The following is a 20,560-nucleotide window of genomic DNA, read 5'->3' on the forward strand; positions in this document are numbered from 1 at the left end:
CGATTCTGAAAATCCGACTCTATATATTCTCAGAAGGATACATTTTAATGAACCAGCGGTGGAGAAATGCAGGATTATATGGACTTTTCGCGATCGTCACGATCGCGCTATCAACCGCAGTCTTTGCCGAACAACCCCAAACTCGTGAAACCTGGGAATACAGCCAGTTTATTCAAGAAGTTGAAAAAGACAATGTTAACAAAGTCAGTTTGACTGCCGATCGAACTCGAATCTTGGCACAATCCGAAGATGGAAAGCGCTTTTTAGTCAACCTGCCGGACGATCCTGAACTGATTAACACTCTGGTGCGGAATCAGGTCGATATCTCTATCGTGCTTGAACTCAAGGACAGCGACTTCTAGCCCCAAACTGTTCCTGCCTGATTCCTGACCAGGATACTAAAAACTCCACCCCATAACGTGATCGATAGTAAATCCTTACGTTACATTGGATAAATCGGTAATTCTCAGATTTCTCTCGTATTGATGCAAGAAGTCTTAATACAGAGTAATATAAGTTTACAAATACAAATCCGAGAACCCGATTTATTCCTATTTTCAGGAGGATACACCCCGGTGAACAAGCGGTGGAGAAATGCAGGGCTATATGCGCTTTTAGCGATCGTCGTGATTGCTTTGGCAACGGCGGTCTTCGATAAGCAACCCCAAACTCGTGAAACCTGGCGCTATAGCCAGTTTATTCAAGAAGTTGAAAAAAATAATGTCAATAAAGTCAGTTTGAGCGCCGATCGGACTCGCGCCCTAGTGCAATCTGAAGACGGAAATCGCGTCTTAGTGAATCTGCCGACCGATCCTGAACTCATCAGCATTCTGACTCGCAATAACGTCGATATTTCTGTTCTACCTGCAACCGATGGCAATGACTTCTGGCTCAGAGCAGTCAGCAGTCTTTTCTTCCCAATCTTGCTGCTTGTGGGCTTGTTCTTCCTGTTGCGCCGCGCTCAAAACGGACCAGGTAGCCAAGCGATGAACTTTGGCAAATCCAAAGCCCGTGTGCAAATGGAACCCCAAACCCAAGTCACCTTTAATGACGTGGCAGGGATTGACCAAGCGAAGCTGGAATTGAACGAAGTTGTGGACTTTTTGAAAAATGCCGATCGCTTTACTGCAATCGGTGCAAAAATTCCCAAAGGTGTCCTACTCGTTGGACCTCCTGGAACTGGTAAAACCCTGTTGGCAAAAGCTGTTGCAGGCGAAGCAGGCGTTCCGTTCTTCTCGATTTCCGGTTCTGAATTTGTCGAAATGTTCGTCGGTGTGGGTGCGTCTCGCGTCCGTGACCTGTTCGAGCAAGCCAAATCGAATGCACCTTGCATCGTCTTCATCGATGAAATTGATGCAGTCGGTCGTCAGCGTGGTGCGGGTCTCGGCGGCGGTAACGATGAACGTGAACAAACCTTGAACCAACTCTTAACCGAGATGGACGGGTTTGAAGGTAACACGGGAATCATCATCATCGCGGCAACCAACCGTCCTGATGTCTTAGATGCAGCGCTCTTACGTCCGGGTCGTTTCGATCGCCAAGTCGTCGTCGATCGTCCTGACTACTCCGGTCGTTTGGAAGTGCTCAACGTTCATGCGCGCGGCAAAACGCTCTCGAAAGACGTTGACCTCGAAAAGATTGCCCGTCGGACTCCTGGATTTACCGGAGCAGACTTGTCGAACTTGTTGAACGAAGCCGCAATTCTTGCCGCTCGTCGCAATTTGACTGAAATTTCAATGGACGAGATCAACGACGCAATCGATCGCGTCTTGGCAGGACCTGAGAAGAAAGACCGTGTAATGAGTGAGAAGCGCAAAGAACTTGTGGCTTATCACGAAGCAGGTCATGCGCTTGTCGGTGCTTTGATGCCTGACTATGACCCTGTTCAAAAAATCAGCATTATTCCTCGCGGTCGCGCAGGCGGTTTGACCTGGTTCACACCAAGCGAAGACCGGATGGATTCAGGCTTGTATTCTCGCTCTTACTTGCAAAACCAGATGGCCGTTGCTCTAGGTGGTCGAATCGCTGAAGAAATCGTCTTTGGTGAAGAGGAAGTTACCACAGGCGCATCGAACGACCTTCAGCAAGTAGCACGCGTTGCAAAACAAATGGTGACTCGATTTGGGATGAGCGATCGCTTAGGACCAGTCGCATTAGGTCGTCAGCAAGGCAACATGTTCTTGGGTCGTGACATCGCTGCTGAGCGGGACTTTTCCGAAGAAACGGCAGCCGCGATCGACGATGAAGTTCGCAACCTGGTTGAACAAGCTTACCGTCGTGCAAAAGCGGTGCTGGTTCAGAATCGTCCGGTGCTGGATAAACTGGCAGAAATGCTGGTGGACAAAGAAACCGTCGATGCTGAAGAACTGCAAGAGCTTTTAGGCAATAGCGACGTGCAGATTGCAGCGATCGCGTAAGCGTTGAATACTCGCGTAAGCGCTGAGAACTCATGTAAGTTTCTACTTCACTGAAAATTCGAGAGATGTTCCACCGGGGCATCTCTTTTTTTTACAGAGAACTCCAGATCGCTAAAACTTAAATAAATATGTCACAGTTTAAATGTATAGCTAGTGTGAAATGTCATGGTTGCCGCTTTCCGCCATGACTTCATTCACTCTAAAACTTAAAGAGAACTCAGGGTAATTACTCAATCTTGTCGTCTAGTCCCTCAACCTTTTCCTATGAGCAGCGCTTTTCTGACCCGTCTTCACAGTCCCGATCGTCCTGTCCTCGTCTTCGATGGCGCAATGGGAACCAATATTCAGTCCCAGAATTTAACAGCAGAGGATTTTGGAGGTGCGGAATATGAAGGCTGTAACGAATATCTCATTCATACGAAACCAGAAGCGATCGCGAAAGTTCACCGCGATTTCTTAGCAGCAGGCGCAGATGTGATTGAAACCGATACATTCGGCAGTAGCCCGTTTGTGCTGGCAGAATATGGGCTGCAAGATCTAGCGTATGACTTGAGCAAGAAAGCGGCTGAACTCGCGAAACAATGCGCCGCCGAATTCTCAACTCCTGAAAAGCCTAGATTTGTCGCCGGATCGATGGGACCTGGAACAAAATTACCGACCTTAGGACACATCACATACGATGAGCTAAAAGACGCATTTACCGTTCAGGCAGAAGGGTTGTTTGATGGTGGCGTTGATTTATTCATCATTGAAACCTGTCAGGACGTGCTGCAAATTAAAGCGGCTTTGAATGCCGTCGAAGCTATCTTTGAGAAAAAAGGCGAGCGTCGTCCGATTATGGTATCTGTGACGATGGAAGTCCAGGGAACGATGCTCGTCGGGACAGATATTAGCGGCGTTTTGGCGATCTTAGAGCCGTATCCGATCGATATTCTCGGCTTAAACTGTGCGACAGGACCCGATCGCATGGCAGAGCATATCAAGTATTTGACGGAGAATGCGCCGTTTGTCGTCTCTTGTATTCCGAACGCAGGTTTGCCTGAAAATATCGGCGGTCATGCTCACTACAAATTGACTCCGGTTGAGCTTCAGATGGCATTGCACAAGTTCATCGAAGATTGGGGCGTGCAAGTGATTGGGGGCTGTTGTGGAACTCGTCCCGCACATATTCAAGCATTGGCGGAAGCCGCCGCGACGATGAAACCGAAAGAACGCAATGTTCGGATCGGGGAGCGCGAATGGATGAATGGTCAAGTGTTTGAATCAGAAACACCCAGACCACTTTTAAGCTACACGCCTTCAGCCGCATCGATTTATACGTCTCAGCCTTATGAGCAGGATAATTCTTTTCTGATTGTAGGAGAGCGACTGAATGCCAGCGGCTCTAAGAAAGTTCGAGAGTTGTTAAATGCGGATGATTGGGATGGACTGATTGCGATCGCAAAATCCCAGGTCAAAGAAGGCGCGCATGTATTGGATGTAAACGTCGATTATGTCGGACGCAATGGCGAATCCGATATGAAAGAACTCGTTTCCCGCCTCGTTACCAATGTCACCCTGCCTCTGATGCTCGACTCGACCGAGTGGACAAAGATGGAAGCCGGACTCAAAGTTGCGGGCGGCAAGTGCATTCTCAACTCGACCAACTATGAGGACGGCGATGAGCGGTTCTTCAAAGTGCTGGAATTAGCGAAAGAGTACGGTGCTGGAGTCGTAATCGGAACGATCGACGAAGAAGGCATGGCGCGGACGGCTGAGAAGAAATTCCAGATCGCGCAACGGGCATATCGAGATGCACTAGAATTCGGAATTCCGCCGCACGAAATTTTCTTTGACACCTTAGCTCTGCCGATTTCGACTGGGATTGAAGAAGACCGGGAGAACGCAAAAGCAACAGTTGAATCGATTCGGATGATTCGGGAAAATCTGCCTGGCGTTCACTTCATGGTCGGGGTATCGAATATCTCATTCGGTCTGAGTCCTGCGGCTCGGATTACTTTGAATTCGATGTTCTTGCATGAAGCCACGAAGGTCGGAATGGACGGCGCGATCGTGTCGGCGGCAAAGATTCTTCCACTTGCGAAAATTGAGCCTGAGCATCAAGAAGTCTGTTTAGATCTGATTTACGATCGTCGCCGATTTGATGGGGATATTTGCATTTACGATCCGCTGACGAAGCTGACGGAACTATTTGAAGGCGTAAGTGCAAAAGATGCTCGATCGACGAGTTCTTTAGCAGATTTACCTGTTGAAGAACGTTTGAAGCAGCACATCATCGATGGCGAACGGATTGGCTTAGAAGATGCGTTGAAAATCGCATTAGAAACCTATGAACCGTTGCACATTATCAATACATTCTTGCTTGATGGCATGAAAGTGGTCGGTGAATTGTTCGGATCGGGGCAAATGCAATTACCGTTTGTGTTGCAGTCTGCGGAAACCATGAAATCTGCGGTCGCATTCCTTGAACCATTCATGGAGAAGAAAAGCGATGACAGTGGCAAGGGTAAATTCTTAATTGCAACCGTGAAAGGGGATGTTCATGATATCGGCAAGAACTTAGTTGATATCATTCTCACCAATAACGGCTACAAGGTGATTAACTTAGGGATTAAACAGCCAGTTGATGCGATCGTCGATGCTTACGTTGAACATCAACCAGATTGTATTGCGATGAGCGGATTGCTCGTAAAATCGACTGCATTCATGAAGGAGAACTTAGAAGTCTTTAATGAGCGTGGGATCAGTGTTCCAGTGATTCTTGGCGGTGCAGCACTGACTCCAAAATTCGTTTACGAAGACTGTCAGAATGCTTATAAGGGGCAAGTGATTTACGGACGCGATGCGTTCGCGGATTTGACGTTTATGGATCGCTTTATGCCTGCGAAAAAAGAGGGGCAATGGAGTGATACCGAAGGTTTCCAAGGCGAATTTGCTCAGTTCAATCAGAAGGGGCGTAAAGCGATCGAACAAGCTGAACGCGAACTAAACGGCGAACCAGAGAAGAAATCGGATGAGCCGGAAGTGATCGATTTAGTGCGATCGGAAGCGGTTGAGTTGGATATCGATCGACCGACTCCGCCGTTCTGGGGAACTAAAGTTCTCAATCCTGAAGATATCTCCTTAGAAGACCTCTTCTGGCACATGGATTTGCAGGCGTTGATTGTTGGGCAATGGCAATTCCGCAAGCCGAAAGACCAATCGAAAGAGGAATATGATGTGTTCTTAGCTGAGAAGGTTTACCCGGTCTTGGAGCGCTGGAAGCAGAAGATTCAGACTGAGAAACTGTTAGAGCCTCGGATGATCTATGGCTATTTCCCTTGTGCGGCTGAGGGGAATTCGCTGCATGTTTATGATCCGAGTGTGATTGAGCAAGGTCTCACGCCTGCAACTGCAACACCCTTAGTCACCTGGACATTCCCACGTCAGAAATCTTTACGCCGCTTGTGTATTTCAGACTTCTTCCGTCCCGTGTCAGACAATCAGTTCGATGTGTTACCGATGCAAGCGGTAACGATGGGACATATCGCAACTGAAGTCGCTCAAGAGCTATTCAAGGCGAATAACTATACAGAGTATCTCTACTTCCACGGTATGGCAGTCCAGATGGCGGAAGCTTTGGCTGAATGGTCACATGCTCAGATTCGTAAAGAGTTAGGCTATGGAGAGCTTGAGCCAGATAACATTCGAGATATGCTAGCTCAACGTTATCAAGGCTCACGTTATAGCTTTGGCTATCCAGCTTGTCCGAACGTTGCGGATCAATTCAAGCAATTAGAACTGCTAGGCACTGAGAAGATTGAGATGTCGATAGATGAAAGTGAACAGCTTTATCCAGAACAATCGACGACCGCCTTTGTGGTCTATCACCCGACCGCGAAGTACTTTAGTGCTTAGAGCTGAACTCCCTATCTACCAGAGAGGATAGATAGGGAGTTCATTTCAATTGGTTTAAGACTGGAGCGAGATGTGAGCGAATTGCATCTCGCTTTTTGCTTCAGAGCATGAGTGGTAAATCTTCGAGAAGGTTACTCGTTCACCACAATCAATCAGATAGGGAGATAGGAAGCAATTTAGTCTGGGTTCTCCCCATCTACCCACTCCGAAAAATTCACACGATCGACAAACTACTTTGCATCCGCCGGAATCTCTTCCCGCGATTCAACAACAAGCTGCATCGTTTGAACAGCAATATCTCGCATGTCTCTTGTTAATGGAAATGCTCCATTTGCACCAAACCAGCGATCGAAGATTTGCACTGATTTGGGTTCTCCGCGCACAAAGCCTTGCATGTATCGATACAAAGCATAATTTACCGTATCCAGAAACCTAGAGTTATCTTCAGGAACCATACAGGCAATCCCCTCTTGAGATAATGGACTGTCCGGCAAAATGTTGTACTGGTTGATTTTTCCAGCTAATCGCGCTTCTAGTAAAATACTATCTGCGGCGAACGCATCGATCGTCCCTTTCTCCAAAGCTTGATAGCCTTGTTCCCAAGTTTGAAAATAGACAGGTTTTGCCTTCGGCAATTTTCGCTGTACAGCTAGCTCATTCGTCGTGCCGGGCAACACTCCGATACGCTTGCCATTAAAGGCTTCTGGAGTACCTAAATTGCTTGATTTTTTGACCGCAAGTTGAGTGCCCGTCGTCGCATACACCAGCGAAAAATCAACCTGTCGATTGCGCGCCCAAGTAAAGCTACTGAAATCACAGACAATATCCACTTGTCGATCGGCGACCTTTTTGACGCGATCCGAAGGCGGTAACGCAACTAATTTCAATTGAACTTTCTTGCCTGTTTCTTTTTCCATCTGCGATCGAATTAATTCCAGCATATCGACGGAATATCCGACTAGTTTGCCTTGTCGATTTTGATAAGCAAATGGAATCGCTTCACTGCTGGTTCCTGCAACCAAAACTCCCGAGCGAGCGACCTTCTGCATGACTGTCTCCGCATTCGCGATCTGCGGCAGTGCAGCACACAGAAGGGTACTCAGGACAACGAGAGAAAATGGTTTGGGCATGATCAATCTGATGGATTATTTAGCCCTTATCTTCTACCACTTTAGGTAGGCACATTGTCAAGCGCGCATCGAAGTTGTTCTTGCACAGCGGGCTTTCTGAATTGCCTCGTCACGAGTCGCTTTTTCTTTCAACGTGTTCGCAACTTTCATCGCTTCAGACATCCGATTCACGCGAGCATATTGAATCGCGATCGCTTCTAACATACTGCCACGATCCGTTTCGATCGGAATCACAGTACCGCCATCTGTACCGAGGCGATCGAATTGCGATTCCTCTCCAGGAATCGTTTGGGCAACTTGGAAAGCTTGAGCAAGGTAAGACACGGCTTTTTGAGATTGATTTAGCTCGGTATAACGTTGTGCGATCGCAAGTAAAAGCTGCGTTTTACTCACGGGTTCCGTTGTTTGATTCGCGATCGGTTGGACTAAATCAAACCGATTGATCGTGAGCAATCCCAACGCGCTAGTTTGTAGGCGAGCATTTCTCACCTCTGGGAATGCAGTTCCTTCAGCAATTTGCAATGCGCCTAAATATTGTTTCGCTTCAATGAATTGAGCGAAAGGATTATCTGTAAAAGATGCGATCGAGGGATCATCAATCTTTGAACTAAAAACAACCACTTGCTGAAGAAGTTGGCGAGCTTTTTCAGGCTGCTGCGTTTGAGAATAAACCAAAGCAATACTAGCTAAAGCAGTGGGTTTAAAGCGTTCAAGACTGAAGAGATCGCCGCCTTCACGGTTGATTCTCTCGCGATAAGCTTTATCGAGCGGATCAATCGTTTGTAAGGCTTGCTCAAGCATTTGATTGGCGAGGGTAGAGTTACCAGCTTGAGCCGTGACGAGCGCGATCGCAGACAGTGCTCTAATCTGCTCCAAAGGACGATTCTCTAAAGGCAATTTGCGTACCCATTCTGCTGCTTGAGAATGTTCACCTATTTGGGCATAAGCCTTTGCGATTTGTATAATTTGCCAATCCATCAAACCGTAGTCGATCGACGAAATTTGTGCCCAGTCTTCGCGAATCCAGTCAAACTGATTGGCAGCGATCGCAGTTTCAATTACAGTCCAGACTTGACCTCTCTGTTCCCAAGAATCGCTGAGGGCTTTAATTGCTACAAGCTGCTGAGACAAGAGGGCTTTAGCTTGAGCGGTTTTGCCAGCTTCTTGATGAGCTACAACTACTGACTTCAACGTGTCGGTGCGGAGATTTTTTACTGATTTTGCAAGCTGCAATGCTGCGTCTAACTGTTCAGCTTGTACATAGGCTTCGACAAGCTTTTGCAGCAATGTATCTTTCTGATAGGGATCTTCTACAGATTGAGCAAGCGTTGTAGCTTGGCGGAAGAGTGAAGTAGATTGACTTGGGGTTTTACGATAAGCGATCGCTACTTTTGCTAAAGCAGAAATTTTTTGAGGAGTTGCAGAGATTGATTGAGCGAGTTTTTCGGCATCCGCCAATTTACCATTGCTCAGATAAGTTTGCACGATGCTTTCTTGAGTGTTTGCAAAAGCTTCTGGAACTTTCGACAAGCGCTCTAAAGTCTGTTGTGCTTTCGGATAGTTGCCGATTCGCGCATAGGTTACAGCAGCGCGTTCTACAATTCGATTCGCTTCTTCAACTGCAAGCCGGGGTAAAATTTTCTCAACCTGAGCAAGCGTAGTTTGGGCGACTTGAGGCTGTGAAAGTTCAGCGTAAGCTTCTGCGATTTCGATGAGTGCGATCGCACGTAAGTCTGGTGCTTTGATTTGAGGTTCGAGTTGCCGCGCTCGTGCCATTAAGTTATTGGCAATTCGCAGTTGTTTGAGTGCTGCATATTGACGTGCGATCGCAACAAAAGCACGAGTTTTCTCCGCACTATTTGCAGATGGAAGACGATTCGTCAGGGTTAGAAACTGATCAAGTAACGCACGCAATTTTTGTGGAGATTTGAGCTGCTGATTGAGTTGAATAATCCGTAACGTTGGGAAGCCGTTATAAGGCTCGATTAACCAGGATTGAACTAAATCGGCTTGAAAAGGAGTATTTTTTACTTGCAGCGCGATCGTAATTGCTTCTTGTAAGGCTGTGCCTGCTGTTTCGGCATCTTGTCGATCCAAAGCTTCACGCGCTTGATTGGTCAAAGTTGCAAGCTTGCTTTCTAATTGTTCATTAGGATTACAAGTTATCGAAGCAGGCTGAGCAGAAGCTGGATGAGGTGCTACTAGATGTCGTGTGACGACTAAAAAAGTGGGAGCAATCAATGTAAAAATACTCAGGAGAAGCCAGGGATGAATGGATCGAGACATAAACAATTTTGGGCAAAGTGCTTGACGTTTGCTAGATACCATCCCATCCCTACAAGTTCCAGAATGTTTTTTACTCTGCTTTGAGCTTTAACCACGATCGAATTTCTTTCAACACCCAAGCTTGCTCAAAATCAGTTAGCTCCTCTCCAAATTGATGCAAGTGATATCCATCCCGATACGGTCCTGAAGTAATCGTAATTTTGCCATTATCCCGGCGCACATCTCGAATATGGCGAGTCTTGCCTATCATTCGATTGCTCATCGCTCGAAATCGCTGTGTTTCGACGGCAAATTCTTTGCGATCGAACTTGACGTAAGTTCGCTGAAACGATGGACTAATAAAAATCAAAAATACAATCAAGGCAAATAGTAAAACCCAGACAGATGCGCTCATTACCCCAAAAACGAGCAGCATCATAAACATCGGCAGCGAGAACATCAGAGCAGGCAGTGCGACTCCTGCCATCAGTAAGCCGAACATCTCAAAAACTGATTCTTCTTGTTGATTTTGCTGTGGGATGACAATTTCTAAGCGTTTTTTCGATCGCTGAAGTTGAACTCGCGTATTTTTAGGACGCTCCACTGCACCAAATGCAGATTCTCCCGCTAAATGGAGTGCCTGAATCGCTTCATTTGCGGTTTGAAATCGTTGTTCGACATCAGGATGAGACAGGCGATCAATCCAATCTGCAAAAGCAGGAGTTAAAGTTACACGATCGCGCCATTGCAATTTCAGATATCGCTGGGGCAAATCCGCAGGTGCAGTTCCCGTCAACAGATGAATCAAAGTTGTCCCTAATGCGTAGAGATCCGAAGCAGCAACAGCCCGACCACCAAATTGTTCGATCGGCGTATAGCCGTAGGTTCCAACAACTGTAAAGGTTCCACCTTCAATCGGAACATGATCCTGAACTGCCCCAAAATCAATTAAATAAATCTGCTCATCTTTTCCCAAAATCAAATTACTAGGTTTGATATCGCGATGCAGAAGCGGAGGATTTAACTGATGCAAATCGCGCAAAATTTCTAGAACCGCGATCGCGAATTTTCGCACTTCTTCTTCTGTAAATCGTTTTCCATCCTGCACCAACTCTTTGAGCGAAGTGCCTGGAATATAATCCTGGACTAAGCCAAACCAAAGAATGCGATCGTCGATCGAAAAAGAGTCTCGACATTTCGGAATCCGAGGATGATCAATCTGACGTAAGACCTGAGATTCGCGCTCAAACAGTTTCAAATCTTCCCACTGCATCTCTGCACCAAATGCCAGGAGTTTGAGCACAATCGGCTCAGACTGAGCGTTCAAATCCAGTGCAAGCCAAGTCTGTCGTCCAGCAGTCTGTCCTAATTTCTCTTGGAGTTGATAGCGATCGTACAGCGTCTGTCCTGCCGTCAGCATCGAACCGAATCCCCCTAGCATCGTCATCGACTCACTTCGCCTCTGATCATAGCGATTCCGGTTATTCTTTGGCGATCGCTCCATTCTGCTCAGGAAGTCTCTCTCAATGTCCCTGCTCAACCGTGATTGAGCAACCAGGTTTCTAAATCAGTTACGGTTGAAAAGTCGAGTAGAGCATCAGCTAACGCTTCAAGTTGTTCGATCGATAGAGTGTGAATTTGCGATCGCGTTTCTTCTGATAAATTTCCGACTTGTCGAGTCAAGAGACGCAGAATCAGCGTTCTTTGCCCTTCTTGCCGTCCTTCCTGTCGTCCTTCCTGTCGGGTTGCTTGCTCCCATTCCAAAAAAGCTTGTGAAAACGCCATCAGTACCTCCTGCTGAGAAAAATCCTCAATTTCACCTAACTCGATTTTAACTTTCCAATTTGCTAACAATTGTAGAATGTTGTTTCGACGAGGATGATGCTTGGGAAGCGCTAAGACTTCTAGAATCGCTCGTTCTTGCGTTCTATCTCGACCTAAAATTCTTAGCCAGAGTGTTTCTTCAGTTTCTGGAAGTTGATCGATCGCAACGATCGCGCTTCTAAACAATTTGGGCAGAAAGTAGATGCCAGGGAGCCAGTCTCGATCGAGTTGTCCTGCAACTTCTTGAATGACGGGTTGATGTATAGTTGCAGCGAGAATCCACAATTGAGGCAGTTCGGGGAGCGAGCGATTTTCTGATTTGGCTTTGCGGCGATCGTTTTCTTGCAGCCACAGCAGTTTGAGCAGGCACGATCGTAGTTCTGTTCTTCGAGGTGCGTTTCGATAAGGTTCTAGTAAACATGAGGTTTGAACCATTCGCCCTAAGATGCCTAAATCGGCGATCGAAGGAGTGACAGTCGGTGCGAAGTAGATGTCTACAAACTTTGATTCGCCGGGTATCTCCAGATTCCGCGTGACTTTCCCAAGCGGGGACAGAAACTCTTCTAGGTACTGTTTGGAAAGCTGATCGAAGGGAATCTGTGACATGAGTGCGGCAGAAATTGAGGCAGTTTATTGAGAATAGCGCGATCGCGGATTTGATTTATTGTTCGATCGAGGTTTCCAATAGGTCTATCATCTGTTGGGCTGGGCTGAACGCGGGGGAAATCACAAGCAGATCTTTGAGGTCACGAATTGCTTGTTGGATAGTAACAGTGGTTGGGTTTGATGTGAGAGTTTGCTGATACAAAGCTTTTGCTTCTTCAAAATGGTTAGAGACAAGATGATAGAGAGCCAGATTAAAAGTATTGCGAAAGTCTGCCGGATTTTGATTGTATTCAAGTTCTGAAAGGTGAATGGCAAGTAGGATGCTGATTTGAGCAGCTTCGGCTTGATCTAGGGCAGCATGAGCAAGGGCGCATAGGTAAGGATTCCAATTTTCATCAGAATCTAACTCGCAGGCACGATTAAGATCTTGTAACGCTACTTTAAACCGATGTAGCAGCAAGTAAACTTCGCCTCGCCTTGCGATCGCCCAAGCAGAATTCTCATTGAGTTGAATCGCACGGTCTAGGTCTGTTAAAGCTTCTTCATACCGCTTCATCACGCGATATATCTCACCTCGATTCGCAAGTGCCCAAGCAGAATTCTCATTGAGTTGAATCGCACGGTCTAGGTCTGTTAAAGCTTCTTCATACCGCTTCATCACGCGGTATGTTGCACCCCGACTTGTAATCGCCCAAGCATAATTCTCATCGAGTTGAATCGCACGGTCTAAGTCTGTTAAGGCTTCTTCATATCGGTTCATTAAGCGATATGTCTCACCACAGTAGGCAAAAGCAACCGTGCGCCACTTGTCTTCTATTAACTGCTCTCTTTTTAATCCTGAGAGTAGCTCTCTCATTTTTTCATAGCGCTTCTCTTTTTGGTCTTTCAATGCACTGCAAGCCTTCTTAGCCCAGCGTTTCATCTCTGTACAATCAGTCACTTCTCCTACTGATGCCATCACCTCTGCCCACTCTCTTGCAAGCTCAAGTCCTTGTTTTCGAGCCGCTAACCAGCCATTCAACGCAATACCCAGAGATCGCTGCGGAGCCATGCACAAAGTGTGATAAAGCCACTCCAGCGAATATTGCTGCCACGTTTCATCCTTCCACCGCTGCGATTCCTCTAGCTTCAATCCTTGCCGCATTTCATCGTAGTAGTTCGCCAGTTTCTCATGCAGCGCTGCCCACGACTTCAACGACACCTTACGCTGATAACGCAGAATCAGCCCTCGCACCAGATTGTGATACTGCCACCCATTCGGATGCTGCACCACAAACGATCGAGACTTCAGCCAATCAAACAAACTATCCGCTTCTGCATCACTCGTCAGCACTGCCAACACGTCCTGATTGATCAACCTCGGTAATGCAGCATTTTGAGCAATCTTGCGTTTCTTCTCGTCCTGCTCCCACTTCAAAAATCGCTCCACAGCATCCTCACAGGGATCGCTAATTTGCTCAACCTCACGAGGCGCTCCTTGAGCCATCATCGCAATCAACACAGGCAACCCACCCGACGATAACCGCCAAATCTCCTGCACGATCGATTCTTGAGTGATTGCACAGCTTGCCAAATACAATCGTCCCTCAGCCTCAGTAAACGGTTCCAACTCCGATCGTGCAATTAGTTCTTCCCACTCAATCCAAGCATTCTTATTGAGCAGATCACGACCTGCGATGCAGATCAAACAATTCGGATGCAGACTTGCATCATATCGATCGTTCAGTAGCGATCGTAGCCAGTCGTCTAAAAACGCTCCCGTTTGCTCATAGGTATCAAGCAACAACACGATCGTTTGCTTCTCAGCAACTCGATTCAGGTCTTCTAGAAAAAGTGGAGTCAAAACCTCGATCGGTTCCTGGACTAATCGCACTTCATCTTTATTGGTTAATTTACGAGCCACAAAAGCTGTCCATTCTCCAGCCTGATTTGCGACTCCTTCCGAATCCACAAATTCCATCACTCCGCCACTACCCGGAATCGATTTCGCCACTCCAATTCCGGCTCTCGCAATAAATTTTCCCATTCCTGCCGCAAAGCCTTGAGGCGCATCAGGATCAGCTTCCAGTTCTTGTTTCTTTTGACGATAAACCTTGTAGCGCTCCTGAAACTTCTTACACTCAATTCCTTGCTTCTCTAGATCCAGTGCCAACCGACTGAGCGCTTCCGGCACATTATCCACCAAATTCGTCTGTGATCCCTCATCAACATACGCTGCAACCTGTCCAAGCTCAGTTGTAATTTTGCGAAACTGCTTGAGCAAAGTAGTTTTCCCGATTCCACCTTGTCCAGAAATGCTAAAGATTGAAGTTGTGCGATCGTCGTACGGGGTGCTTAATACATCCCGAAACGCTTGCAATTGCAGTTCGCGTCCAATGAAAGAGTTTTCAGTCGATCGATTCAGCTTTGCCTTCCAACTTCCAGGACGAGGTGCTTGAGTCATGACAAACTAAGGGCAACATATTCTCTCTTCATCAGTATGTCGCATGGGTTTGAAGTTGTGTATAAAAACCATCGGGTTCTGTGATTGCAGAAATGCTGCTAGAACGTGAAAAGGAAGCTACTTTAACAATTACTAAGTGTTCATTGTGTCAAAGACAAGTCAAAAGTCACCACCACTTGCGCGGATTGTTAAGCCAGCGATTCTGCTTGCGAGGCATCGTAGGAAGTCCTCGACCTCTCAGAAAAGTCCAAGTTATATCATCCACAATGCCCGTCTCTCGTAATCTGGAGCGCTGCTGAAATTGTCGAACCGCAACTTCTGTCGCAGCATCGTAAACCTGATTTCGGTCAACATCGAAGCCATGAACTAACAAGAGTCCTTGAAGTTCAGCCACATCTGTCCCAATACAGCCCAGTTTTAAGAGCCGTGTGCCTGGTTCTAGGTCTGTGTTGAGTACAGACCACGTCTGTTTACCCACCACACCATCAATTCTCAATCCATGTCGATGTTGAAACGATCGCACTGCTGTTTCAGTCCGACTCCCAAAATCTCCATCGATTCTCAGGTTAAATCCATGTGCTCTCAATAAGGCTTGCAGTTGCATAACATCGCTTCCTTGATCCCAAGGATACAAATCGGGCAGTTCGATCTTATCGGGGGGAATTTCAGCGCTCATGGCAATTTTAGATTCAGCTTCTTACATTTGAGTATGAATGAAAAAAGCCTGAATCTCTGACCTGAGATAGGACTTTTTTGCGATCGCAAATTCTAATTTTTAAGATGAGGAACCTTATCTCTGGCGGCAAAGTCATTGAAAGTATCGCCGTTAGACTCGGACTTGAAGGACAAAAATCTATGTTGAACTTGAAGAAATTGCAAACTAGCACTGCGCTCGCACTGACGATCGGTGTAACGGCGACTGGAGCCGCTCCGATCGTATTTGCGAAAGACGCGATCGCGGCTACTCCTGCTCCGATGAAAGTCGCGCAGCTTTTCCCCTCATCTCCCTCATCACCGACGCAAACGACAGGTGCATTCCGAATTCCGGCAGGCACAACGTTGCGCTTGGCTTACCGAGATGCTGAGAAAATTCTGGTTGCCCCGAATGAACGCCTTCCGATTACGTTAACTGTTCCCAATAATATTCGCACCTCGAATGGAACCCTGTTGATTCCAGCAGGTAGCCAAGTGAAAGGAGAGTTTCAGCCTGCCGATGGTGGAACTCGCTTTGTCGCAAATACCTTGATTTTGAATAATGGCAATCAGGTGGCACTGAATGGTCAAACAGATTTAGTCACTCGGACTGAAGAAATTCGTCGAGGGGTGAGTACAGATGCAATTCTGAAGGGAGCTGCAATCGGTTCAGGTGCAGCAGCGATTATCTCTGGCATCACCGGGAATCGTCGGATCACGTTGGGCAAAGTTCTAATCGGTACGGGTGCAGGTGCTTTAGGTGGCTTATTGCTTGGACGAAATCGCAATCAGGTGATTTCAGTCAATCAGTCTGATTTGAATTTGCGTCTGAATTCTGCGTTGGCAGTGAATGCCTACTAAGTGGGGAGTGGGGAGTAGGGAGTAGAGATTGTTTCTTCCCCACTCCCCACTTCTTTCTAGCTCCAATCATCCCGCTTCGCGCCACGCCCCTTATAAGGCTTCGTCTCTACATGAATGTGGCGAGTTTTTTCAAACAAAGCATCCTCCGTTAAGTTCCACTGTTTGAGAACTGTATCTAAGTCTGCTTGAATATCGCGTGCCCCTGGGAAACCGTTATAGCGAATTCTCAAGCGGGCTAATTCTGCGAGATTCCAATCCGTTGCTTCGCCCGTCAGTAGAGAATCGACAATTTCACGATCGCTCTTCCACAAAGGATGCTCCTGGTCTTTTTGCTCTTGCGCCATATCTCACCGTGGAAATCACGCTCGTCAGTATAATACGGGAACGCGGTTGCAGAGAGATGGATAAGTTAATTCTTTTGAGCTTTGATGTTGAAGGGTTTGATGTTCCAGAAGAGTACGGGCAACCGTTAGATAAAACAATAAAATTCAAAGCATCGGCTGAAGGTTTAGACCATGGATTAGCCTTACTCGATCGCTTAGAAACCTATTTAAATTGGTTCAAACCACAAGCAAGATTTGTAACATTCTCCGAGTTCCAAGCCAGTTGAGATCCAAGCAGCTTGTTTCGCTAAGCCAATATCGTAATTTGCAATCTATCCAGAATTTTTTCATTAATAATTGAGGGAGTTGTATTCGCATCAACCATCATTAAGCAGTCTAGTTCCTGGTAGTACTCGATAACAGGAGAAAGCAGCCGTTGATTCCACGCTAATTGATCAGCCGATAATCGCTCTAATAAATCATGTTTTGTAAGACTGAGATAAAGTGCTTGAGGCTGTGAATAGCCCATATATTCAAGCAGAAGGTGCAGAGATTGCGCTTGAGTAAAGCACTGAGGAAAGTCCGTGAGAATCCAACCCTGACGAGTATCAGATTGCCGCAAACGGACTTCCAGCATTGCCAGCTTTTCTGTATCAGGCGAGATCGTATCGGAAGGGAGGATGGCTTGCAGATCGCTGCACAAGCGATCGCGCATAAACTGCGAAAACAAATGGATCATCGAGATATGGGGAATCCCGAGTTGTTTCGATAAGATTGCTGCCTGTGTATTCACACTCGCAGTCTCAAGTCCTAAGAAAATAAGCTGCACCGTCATATTATTCCTCAAACGATTAGACTAAACTTCGGTCATCAATGATTGAACTCGAATCATGCTCATCTCAGCATACTGACATCTGATGATAAAGTTTGCTACATCAAAGAACGATAGAGAAATAGTGTGAAAAACTAGAGAACTGATCGCTCATGCTGAACGCAATGTTACATTGTGTCATTGTTCATCACGAATTCAATTCTGAAACTTAAGATAAGCATTCCCTAATCTCTGCTAGTACCTTACTGAGAGAGCAAGGTTTAGATAGATACTTTTCTCCTCGATCTTTGAGGATTTTCAAGCGATCGTTATTCTCAACTGCTCCGGTTAAAAACAAGATTGGAATATTCATGGTTTCCAGATTTTGACGGAGCAATCTCAACACATCAAATCCATCAAAAATAGGCAACTCGAAATCACTAACAATCAGGTTTGGGCGTTCCTCCGTTGCCAGTTTGATTCCTGAGCTTCCATCTTCTGCTTCAATCACTCGATAGCCTTCTAACTCAAGCATCTCTGCCAAATTCGCTCGAAGCGCAGCATGATCTTCAATCAGCAGAATAGTCTGTATCATCGTTGAGACAGTAATGATTACTAGAAAAACAATTTGTAGAGCTTGATGCGTGTTGCTGACCCTATCAGAAAATTGTAGAAAACTAGAGAACCATCATTACTGTTCTTCAATTTACATTTTGAGTTAATCTCGCTTCCGGTGAGGTGCACGCCCAAATAGATGCGTCAAACTTGCGAATCGATCGCGAATCTCGTCATTCAACATCTCCGATCGATAGCGCCAACCCCAATTCCCCTCTGCCTGGCCCGGAACATTCATTCTGGTATTCGCTCCCAACCCCATTAAATCTTGCATTGGGATGATCGACAGAACTGCAACCGAACTCATGGCGACTCGAATCAAATCCCAATGAATTCCCTGCTGTCCGATACAGCCCATATAGTTCCAAAGATTGCCCCGCTCATAGTCTGAAAGCTGCTCATACCAGCCGATCGTTGTATCGTTATCGTGCGTACCTGTATACACGACACAATTACGAGGATAGTTAAATGGCAGATAAGGATTGCCCGGATCAGACCCAAAAGCAAAGTGAAGAATCTTCATGCCTGGAAACTCATACTTATCCCGTAATGCTTCTACTTCCGGTGTAATCACACCTAAATCTTCTGCCAAGATCGGTAGCTTTCCTAACTTCGTATTGAGCATCTGAAAGAACTGATCTCCTGGCGCTTCGATCCAGTTCCCATTCATCGCTGTCTCTTCACCTTGCGGAACTGCCCAATAAGCCTCAAGCCCACGGAAATGATCAATCCGAATCCAGTCCACCAGATCTAACATGGCTTCAAATCGCTGCACCCACCACTTGAAATCTGTCGATTCCAGATAGTCCCAGTCATAGATGGGATTACCCCAAAGCTGTCCTGTTGCACTAAAATAATCTGGCGGTACACCTGCCATCAGTTCAGGATGTCCGGTCTCAGGATCAAGCCGAAAGTTCTCTGAGTTTGCCCAAACATCCGCACTATCATGTGCAACATAAATGGGGATGTCTCCAATAATTTGCACACCATTTTCGTTGGCATGTTCTTTGAGCGCCACCCACTGTTTGAAAAACTCGTATTGAAGAAATTTCTGGTAGTAAATTTCTTCTTGCAGTCGGATTCGAGCAGCTTCGATCGCATCCGGTTTCGACTGCATCAATTCGGGTTCCCACTCATACCAACTCTTGCCGCCGTTCTCATGCTTCAGTGCCATGAACAACGCATAGTCTTCTAACCAGAAGGCTTTTCTCGTACAAAAATCGGCAAAATCGCGCTGTTCATCACTCTGATGTTTAAAGGCATCGCAAGCCTTTCGCCATAACGGAGCCTTGAACGCATAGACGCGATCGAAATCCACACAATCGATCCAAAATCCATCAGCATTCGCAAAATCCGATTCTTCTAGCAAGCCGCGATCGCGCAACGCCTCTAAACTAATCAACAACGGATTGCCTGCCATTGATGAATAGGATGCATAGGGAGAATTTCCATATCCCGTAGGTCCCAATGGCAACACTTGCCAATATTGCTGTCCACTCTGCACAAGAAACTCAATAAATCGATGAGCTTCGGCTCCTAGTTCTCCGATTCCAAATCGACCGGGAAAGCAGGTAGGATGCAGCAAAACGCCACTTGATCGCATTAAAGGCATAGTAATCTAGCAGGAAAAGGCTGTGAGAACTGTAACATGAGGCGGAGAGGACAAAATCCACCGCAAGAAGAATCAAGATTAATTCGGAAATCGTAATTTTTTATGGCTCATCGCAATCCTGCTCCCACCGTTGACATTATCATCGAACTCATTGATCGCCCCCATCGCCCGATCGTGCTGATCGAACGCCTCAATCCCCCACATGGATGGGCAATTCCCGGCGGTTTCATCGATTACGGAAATTCGGCTGAGAAAACCGCACATCTTGAAGCCGAAGAAGAAACTGGACTGCACATTGAACTCATTGATTTACTGGGAGTTTATTCTGATCCCGATCGTGATGCGCGCCAACATACGATGAGCATTGCGTACATTGCCACTGCCAAGGGCGAACCCAAAGCAGGTGATGATGCCAAAAATGTGCGGATTGTCGAGATTTGGGAGATCCCTGAGAATTTATGTTTTGATCACGATCGCATTTTGCACGATTATTTACAGTACAGAAATTATGGAATGCGCCCAAGATTATGAAAAAAGTAATTCGGACTGATGCGGCTCCGGCTCCGGTTGGTCCTTACAATCAAGCGATCGTGGCTCAAGGTTTAGTCTTTGTCGCAGGTCAAATCTCACTCGATCCGCAGACGGGTGAAATTGTCGGTGCTGGCGATGTTGCGGCTCAAACCGAACGAGCCATGACCAGTTTGAAAGCCATCTTAGAAGCGGCTGGTTCGTCGCTCAATGATGTTGTCAAAACGATGGTCTGCTTGAAAGACATGAACGATTTTGCGGCAATGAATGCGGTCTATGCCAAATATTTTGATGAAGCAACTGCACCCGCAAGAGTTTGTGTGGAAGTCGCTCGCTTGCCAAAAGATGTTTTGGTTGAGATCGACTGTGTTGCAACACTGAAAGATTAGGAGAACTGCGATCGCTCTTGAACCTGATTCACAAGCGAGAGCGATCGCATCGAAGCGCGATGGCTGGAAGATTCACATCACAAGGTAAATGCTTGTTCTGGAACGGGTACGGGCTTTTGTCGATTTGAATATTGGAAATTAGTTGT

Annotated in this window: 17 protein-coding genes; 7 read left to right on the forward strand and 10 right to left on the reverse strand. The window is 46.5% G+C overall.

Features of this window, described 5'->3' with window-relative positions:
- Positions 1 to 47: 47 nt before the first annotated feature.
- The 3 genes from J0L70_RS28275 (at position 48) to metH (ending at position 6,314) form a co-directional block, all read left to right on the forward strand.
- Positions 48 to 362 carry an ATP-dependent metallopeptidase FtsH/Yme1/Tma family protein gene (locus J0L70_RS28275; RefSeq protein ID WP_017291152.1) on the forward strand — a complete coding sequence of 105 codons (315 nt, stop codon included), beginning with the start codon at positions 48 to 50 and terminating at the stop codon, positions 360 to 362.
- Positions 363 to 575: 213 nt separating this feature from the next.
- Entirely contained in the window at positions 576 to 2,417 is a 1,842-nt protein-coding gene (gene ftsH3, locus J0L70_RS28280; RefSeq protein ID WP_017291153.1) for an ATP-dependent zinc metalloprotease FtsH3, read from the forward strand.
- Positions 2,418 to 2,681: 264 nt separating this feature from the next.
- Positions 2,682 to 6,314: a methionine synthase gene (metH, locus tag J0L70_RS28285; protein ID WP_287456754.1), complete on the forward strand. Its 3,633-nt coding sequence runs from the start codon at positions 2,682 to 2,684 to the stop codon at positions 6,312 to 6,314.
- A 230-nt stretch (positions 6,315 to 6,544) separates the two neighbouring features.
- On the opposite strand, the gene J0L70_RS28290 is transcribed toward metH, so the two are convergent.
- The 6 genes from J0L70_RS28290 to J0L70_RS28315 all read right to left on the reverse strand — a co-directional run bounded on the left by J0L70_RS28290 (position 6,545) and on the right by J0L70_RS28315 (position 15,258).
- Entirely contained in the window at positions 6,545 to 7,444 is a 900-nt protein-coding gene (locus tag J0L70_RS28290) for an amino acid ABC transporter substrate-binding protein (protein WP_190649734.1), read from the reverse strand.
- Between the two features lie 57 nt (positions 7,445 to 7,501).
- On the reverse strand, positions 7,502 to 9,730 hold the full coding sequence (locus J0L70_RS28295) for a DNA repair protein RecN (protein ID WP_287456755.1): 2,229 nt from the start codon (positions 9,728 to 9,730) through the stop codon (positions 7,502 to 7,504).
- 70 nt (positions 9,731 to 9,800) lie between these two features.
- On the reverse strand, positions 9,801 to 11,156 hold the full coding sequence (locus J0L70_RS28300; RefSeq protein WP_287456757.1) for a serine/threonine protein kinase: 1,356 nt from the start codon (positions 11,154 to 11,156) through the stop codon (positions 9,801 to 9,803).
- An 89-nt stretch (positions 11,157 to 11,245) separates the two neighbouring features.
- Positions 11,246 to 12,139, reverse strand: a complete 894-nt coding sequence (locus J0L70_RS28305) for a DUF4351 domain-containing protein (RefSeq protein WP_287456758.1) — start codon at positions 12,137 to 12,139, stop codon at positions 11,246 to 11,248.
- Positions 12,140 to 12,194: 55 nt separating this feature from the next.
- Entirely contained in the window at positions 12,195 to 14,582 is a 2,388-nt protein-coding gene (locus J0L70_RS28310; RefSeq protein ID WP_287456759.1) for a tetratricopeptide repeat protein, read from the reverse strand.
- Positions 14,583 to 14,748: 166 nt separating this feature from the next.
- Positions 14,749 to 15,258 (reverse strand): peptidoglycan-binding domain-containing protein, encoded by a 510-nt coding sequence (locus J0L70_RS28315; RefSeq protein ID WP_017291163.1) that lies wholly within the window; start codon positions 15,256 to 15,258, stop codon positions 14,749 to 14,751.
- A gap of 179 nt (positions 15,259 to 15,437) precedes the next feature.
- Between J0L70_RS28315 and J0L70_RS28320 the strand changes: the two genes are divergently transcribed.
- Entirely contained in the window at positions 15,438 to 16,136 is a 699-nt protein-coding gene (locus J0L70_RS28320; RefSeq protein WP_017291164.1) for a TraB/TrbI/VirB10 family type IV secretion system protein, read from the forward strand.
- A gap of 56 nt (positions 16,137 to 16,192) precedes the next feature.
- Here the strand turns inward: J0L70_RS28320 and J0L70_RS28325 are convergent, their stop codons facing one another.
- Positions 16,193 to 16,480: a DUF3288 family protein gene (locus J0L70_RS28325; protein ID WP_017291165.1), complete on the reverse strand. Its 288-nt coding sequence runs from the start codon at positions 16,478 to 16,480 to the stop codon at positions 16,193 to 16,195.
- 56 nt (positions 16,481 to 16,536) lie between these two features.
- On the opposite strand from J0L70_RS28325, the gene J0L70_RS28330 reads away from it, so the two are divergent.
- A complete protein-coding gene (locus J0L70_RS28330; protein ID WP_287456761.1) occupies positions 16,537 to 16,746 on the forward strand; it encodes a hypothetical protein in 210 nt (69 codons plus the stop codon).
- Between the two features lie 20 nt (positions 16,747 to 16,766).
- Here J0L70_RS28330 and J0L70_RS28335 read toward each other — a convergent pair whose 3' ends face one another.
- From J0L70_RS28335 to malQ, 3 genes are all read right to left on the reverse strand, one after another.
- Positions 16,767 to 17,294 carry a nucleoside monophosphate kinase gene (locus J0L70_RS28335; RefSeq protein ID WP_017291167.1) on the reverse strand — a complete coding sequence of 176 codons (528 nt, stop codon included), beginning with the start codon at positions 17,292 to 17,294 and terminating at the stop codon, positions 16,767 to 16,769.
- A 205-nt stretch (positions 17,295 to 17,499) separates the two neighbouring features.
- The gene (locus J0L70_RS28340) at positions 17,500 to 17,865 is read right to left on the reverse strand and encodes a response regulator (protein WP_287456762.1); all 366 of its coding nucleotides are present in this window, start codon (positions 17,863 to 17,865) and stop codon (positions 17,500 to 17,502) included.
- Positions 17,866 to 17,988: 123 nt separating this feature from the next.
- Positions 17,989 to 19,497: a 4-alpha-glucanotransferase gene (gene malQ, locus J0L70_RS28345; protein ID WP_017291169.1), complete on the reverse strand. Its 1,509-nt coding sequence runs from the start codon at positions 19,495 to 19,497 to the stop codon at positions 17,989 to 17,991.
- Between the two features lie 102 nt (positions 19,498 to 19,599).
- Between malQ and J0L70_RS28350 the strand changes: the two genes are divergently transcribed.
- Both J0L70_RS28350 and J0L70_RS28355 read left to right on the forward strand, forming a co-directional pair.
- Entirely contained in the window at positions 19,600 to 20,028 is a 429-nt protein-coding gene (locus tag J0L70_RS28350; RefSeq protein WP_017291170.1) for an NUDIX domain-containing protein, read from the forward strand.
- Positions 20,025 to 20,414: a RidA family protein gene (locus J0L70_RS28355; protein ID WP_287456763.1), complete on the forward strand. Its 390-nt coding sequence runs from the start codon at positions 20,025 to 20,027 to the stop codon at positions 20,412 to 20,414. The genes J0L70_RS28350 and J0L70_RS28355 overlap by 4 nt, the downstream gene beginning before the upstream one ends.
- The last annotated feature ends 146 nt before the right edge of the window (positions 20,415 to 20,560 follow it).

It is taken from the genome of Leptolyngbya sp. UWPOB_LEPTO1, from assembly GCF_017302695.1.
In the GTDB taxonomy this organism is placed as follows: domain Bacteria; phylum Cyanobacteriota; class Cyanobacteriia; order Leptolyngbyales; family Leptolyngbyaceae; genus Leptolyngbya; species Leptolyngbya boryana.